At 45.2% G+C, this 5,343-nt stretch carries 3 protein-coding genes and 1 pseudogene; 2 read left to right on the forward strand and 2 right to left on the reverse strand.

The window, feature by feature from the left end:
- Nucleotides 1–468: IS256 family transposase (locus N0M98_RS33390; protein ID WP_259620485.1), on the forward strand; the 468-nt coding region annotated here is incomplete at its 5' end.
- Nucleotides 469–707: 239 nt separating this feature from the next.
- On the opposite strand, the gene ltrA is transcribed toward N0M98_RS33390, so the two are convergent.
- The gene (gene ltrA, locus N0M98_RS33395; RefSeq protein ID WP_259620486.1) at nucleotides 708–2,024 is read right to left on the reverse strand and encodes a group II intron reverse transcriptase/maturase; all 1,317 of its coding nucleotides are present in this window, start codon (nucleotides 2,022–2,024) and stop codon (nucleotides 708–710) included.
- Between the two features lie 1,203 nt (nucleotides 2,025–3,227).
- On the opposite strand from ltrA, the gene N0M98_RS33400 reads away from it, so the two are divergent.
- Nucleotides 3,228–4,364 carry an IS4 family transposase gene (locus N0M98_RS33400; RefSeq protein ID WP_259620487.1) on the forward strand — a complete coding sequence of 379 codons (1,137 nt, stop codon included), beginning with the start codon at nucleotides 3,228–3,230 and terminating at the stop codon, nucleotides 4,362–4,364.
- Nucleotides 4,365–4,713: 349 nt separating this feature from the next.
- Here N0M98_RS33400 and N0M98_RS34010 read toward each other — a convergent pair.
- A pseudogene (locus N0M98_RS34010) lies at nucleotides 4,714–5,197 on the reverse strand (IS1182 family transposase); the annotation flags it as partial.
- Nucleotides 5,198–5,343: the final 146 nt, after the last annotated feature.

Here is a 5,343-nt window from a genome sequence, read left to right on the forward strand (position 1 = left end):
AAGACCGAGATTCAGAAGTGTGTGATTCATCAAATCCGAAATTCCATCAAATATGTATCCTACAAAGACTTGAAGAAGGTTACTGCCGCGTTACGTCCCATTTATACGGCTCCAACGGAAGAGGCGGCTCTGCAAGAATTAGAGCAATTTGAAGCGGTTTGGGGCAAGCAGTATCCACTGATTGTACGCTCTTGGCGGAACAATTGGGATGAACTCGCCACTTTCTTTAAATACTCCCCAGAATTGCGAAAATTAATCTATACAACGAATATGATCGAAAGCTACCACCGTCAGCTTCGCAAGGTCACAAAGGGAAAAAGCATTTTCCCGAACGATGAGGCATTGCTTAAGATGCTTTATCTAGCGACAATGGACGTTATCCGCAAGTGGACGGGACGCGTTCAAAATTGGGGACAAATCCTGTTGCAGCTCACTGTGCACTTCCCTGAACGTGTACAGGTCCGCTAAAGGACTTTACATGGAGAGGGCGGGCATGATAGGCTGGTTAGCCTCGCGATGCCTACTTTCCAGCATCGCCCAATCGCGAGAGGCCATGCCCGCTAGAGGCTCCATGTCAAGCCCGGCTCCAAACTTTGGGTATAACTGAGTTGTAGAGTAGAAGAGTGTCTTTCCTCATGGGATTGTTCGCTCTCCCCTCGCAGAACCGTGCTTGCGCTATTTACGCACACGGCTCCTCATCGGAAGTTTTACACGAGGTTCTTCTCCTCAAAAATACTCGAATATATTCTTGGTTTGGGCAGAGGATGGGCTTTCATTAGCAGCAAGAACTTGTCCCATGTATAGCTGTTCCGTTGGCTTCTTCGGTTTAACCACTTAAATAACAGCTTCATTGTCCCATACCAGTATCTCGACAGCATGGGGCCGTTGTCGGTGATTCCGTAGTACCTGTAGTGTCCTAAGAGTTTGGCTTTGAGCTGATTGAGCAGTAATTTGACCTGCAGGGTTCGGTTCGCCTTTATCCATATCTTCATTCGATTGAGCGCGGCTTGAAATTTCTTTCTGCTCGTTTGTCGCTTCATTCTGAATTTACTGTTACGGCTTTGCCCACAGTAGTGAGTAAATCCTAAGAAATCGAATGTTTCTGGTTTGCCTTCTCCTCTACCCTTCTTGTTGTGTGCCGCATATTGGCCAAATTCAATAATCTTACTCTTTTCCGGCGCTATCTCGAGGTTAAACTTCTTGAGTCTGTCCATCAGTTGTAGATAGAAGCTTCTAGCTTCGCCTTCGTATTGGAAACAGCACGCAAAATCATCCGCGTATCGAACCATATAAGTCTGGCCTCTGTATTGCTTCTTCACTCGTTTTTCAAACCATAAGTCCAGTACGTAATGCAAGTAGACATTAGCGAGTACAGGAGAGACGATTCCTCCTTGCGGTGTACCTTCTTCGGATTCCCGAAAGATCCCGTCCTCCATCATGCCAGCTTTGAGCATACCCTGAATCAACTGCAATAGTTTGCGGTCCTTGATTCGAACCTCGAGGCATTTCATCATCCAGCTATGATCAACATGATCGAAGAAGCCCGAGATATCTGCATCTACAACCCAGTTTGTTTTCTTCGTCATAATGGTTGTGTTTAACGTACGCAAGGCATCATGACAGCTAAGTCCGGGCCGAAATCCAAATGAAGAGGCCAGAAAGTCTTGTTCGTATATTGCCATCAGGATTTTACTCACTGCCAACTGAACGATTTTATCTTCGTAAGCGGGAATACCCAGCGGTCTCATCTTTTGACTCCCAGGCTTAGGGATGTAAACCCGCCTTACAGGTTGAGGTTTATAAGCCATTTTGCGTAAGGATTGATGGAGATTCTTTAAATTTGCGGCTAGATTCTCCTCATACTTGGCTTTCGTCACCTCGTCCACACCGACAGCTTTGTTACCCTTCAGTTCCTGGTGACACCTATATAATGCGTCTTCGCTCAGAAGATGAATAAGGCTCGTAAACTGCTCTTTGGGACGTTCTTTTGCTACCTGTGCTATCTTAACAAGCTTGGCTTCCAATTCGATTCCACCTCTGAGTGTGGGATGGGTGTCCGCCGTTAAGGTCTTCCGATGTGGCTTCCTTTTCTCCACCGCCATTACGCAGCTTCATCGATACTACTCAGCCATCCGACTCCCTATCCCTCATTTGCTTTCCTTGCTTGGTTTTCGCTTGTACAGCATACCCGTTGATTCCAGGAAGAGATAGGGTCTCCCGGGTTGCCATTCATTCTCCATTTATAACGTGCCAAGCTCTTAGACCCCGGAGTGCCCGTTCAAACTCACCCTAGCGCTTGAACGGATGTTGCCTTCTGTATGTGTAACTACATCGGCCTGTCTCGACTGATTTTTCGGGGCTCCATCACTTCAGCTTTCGCTTTCGGCCCGCTATTTCGCCGTTCTACGCTTAAAGCTACCCGTTACCGAACTAGCCTCCAAGAACTAGCTACAGGATTGCTGGTTAGGCTTTATCCTGGAGGGACTCCCGCCCACTAGAATGAATAACCTTGCCCGGCCGCCTACACAAAATTCTTGACAGACTCCTGCATCGCCTTAGATCATGTCCACATAGGCTCCATATCAAGCCGCGGCGCTTTCGCCGAAATCCAGAAAGTTACTTAAAGCAACTTGAGGAAAAATTTAGTGCGTTGGTTATTCCGTCGTAGTTTTTTTTCATTTCTAGCGAAAGCAAATTCCCAGTATAGATATGCTTTGATAGGCATTTAACATATGAAGCCTGCCATTTGCACTTATAATGGTTCACAACTCTTAAGCAATCGATTTGCAGACGCATGTCTGAAACATGGTTTGGAATATGAGAGGAATCTCAATCCATATCATGATGTATCGTCGGCGCAGATGATTTATGCTTCCTTTGAGAAATCAGCCACATTTATACAACCCGTCCTTGGAACAAACCACACCGACACCGCTCTATCGCGAAAACTCATATCTTCGTAAGCTTCGTGTTAAGTACAACGTTATAAATATAGCATTTTGTTGCCATTCTATCACGTCTTGAGGTTAGGGGAATGGCTTAAAATTCGGTAATCTCTCCCTCTTACCATTTGCGTAGAGAACTATTCTTCTTTCGTCAGATTATGAAGAGATTACAATTTGATATTTTACTACACGTCTGTTGAATAACCACAAAATGGTAGAAAAAAGCCATCAACCCGGTAAACTGTTTGTACCCCTACAAACAAACCGAAAGGTGACGACTCCATGAAAAAGTCTACCACGATCCTGTCTATTCTTCAATCGATATTGACGCCGGAAGAAGTCGAATCCATCGTCAACCGATCGGGGTACGCAGATAAAGCTCGTAAATTTACAGTGTATCAATTGTTGCAATATTGGTGCACAGCAGCCTATGAAGAATGGCCCAGCTACCGTGCTGGTTCTGACCGCGCTTCCCTCAGTGGCCTGGTGGAAGTTCATTATTCACGATTTTCAAGTAAAGCGGCTGAAGTTCCGTTTGCCGTATTTAAGGAGATTTTTCATTTGCTCGTCCGGAAGTGTAATCGAGAAATCCGGCGAAAGTTGGCTTTCCCGAAGGAACTGCTACTCATTGATTCGACCACAGTGACCGTAGGCAAAACCCGCTTGCCATGGGCTCCTTATCATGGGGAACGATCAGGCGTTAAACTTCACGTGGCTCTTCAAGTCGAAACAGAGCAACCTCTGCAAGTCGAAGAAACCGTTGGTTCCAGACACGATGGACTGGTGAGCGAAAGCCTGACTCAGTTGCCTTTCATTATGGTCATGGACCGGGCGTACGGCAAACTGGAGCGACTGGATCGTTTCAAACAAGACGGACAATCGTTTGTCATTCGCTTGCACGACAACGTCCATCTGGAAAAGCCCAAAGCGTTACGTCGACAAAGTCCGATGGAATTACCGGTCATACGTGACATCACCTGTCAACTGGGCACTCCGCAATGTCGTTCGAAAAAGCGCCATCGCGTCGTCATTTTTCAGGACTTCGAAGGCCGTGAAATCCGAGTCGTGACCGATTTAATGCATGTGACGGCGGAGCAAATTGCACAGATATATAAAGCTCGCTGGCAGATTGAGGTCTTTTTTCGCTGGATCAAACAGCATATGAACCTAACTACCCTATTTGGCACAACCGAAAATGCGGTATATGGCCAATTGTTTAGCGCTCTCATGGTCTATGTCCTGCTCAAATGGTCATTCGATGCACTTTCCTTAAAAATGCCCCGGCATGCTAGGCTTTCATTTGTTCAATTTTCACGCTTATTTGGTCTGTGTAAGTTACCGATTGAGCGGGTGGTGCGACTGAATCGTCTGCTTCAGTATGCCTCTGGCAGGATGACTTGTATTACAATTTCTTGTTAATCAACAGGTCTGATTTTACTAGCTTCTTATAGCTAACTCCTTTATTATTTTTTACTTTAAGTAAAGTAAGTAAGCTCAAGTTTTTATTTACTCTTAGCTGTACCCCAGTCTAACCAGAGATTTTCGTATTTAACGTAAACAGAAGCCGTCCCAGAAGTAGTTTTTAACTACCGAGAGCCAGCTCTTACCCTTTACAATTAACGAAAAGGGTCGAATCCTAATCCGAGCCCAATCTTGCTCTGGAATTTGACCTTTTTCGTTAATTCTCCCCATTTGATCAAATTATGGGAAAATAAAATCCATTATACCTTTAGGCTTTCTTTGGATAAATCACAACACATTCTCAATTTTTCTTGTGGTACGTTTTGTACTTCACGGCCGCTTTGATCTGTTCGTCCTCTAGATAGGCATAGTTCTCTTCTCCTCCACACATGGCATCTGCAATGACGGTACCAGGCAGCTTGCCAATCACCGACCGAACCTTTCCCGACGGGGCTTGAAACAACAGATATCGGTTGGGCGTTGGTGTACGCTATATCCAACAATAAACTGATTTCCGTTCCTATTTGTACATTATAACCTGGTTTTAGCTGCCGGTTTAACATGTGATCTTCTTTCATTCGCATAAAGGTAGCGTCCGGATCGGTTTTGCTATATCTGTTCCGATCGCCCATCCGCATGTTCTGCATTTTCTTGCCGCTCCGCTTCTTCGATGCTTGCAAAGAACGCTTGCACTTTCTCTTGTAAACGGTTTTTTTGCTTGACAATTACGTTTCCCTGACAAACGAGTACTTGTTGGCATTGTCCTCGATTTTCGTTCCATCCATAAGATATTACCCTGAATTTCGAAAGTACGATCGTCTAAAAATATAAAAAGGGCTCCAAATCTTTGGTAGAATGGTGTTTGCGAAGACAACATCACCCAAAGAGAGGAGCACCCTTTAGATGAAGTCTACCACAGACGTCAGCAAAATCAAGA

The organism is Paenibacillus doosanensis (assembly GCF_025060755.1).
GTDB lineage: Bacteria > Bacillota > Bacilli > Paenibacillales > NBRC-103111 > Paenibacillus_S > Paenibacillus_S doosanensis.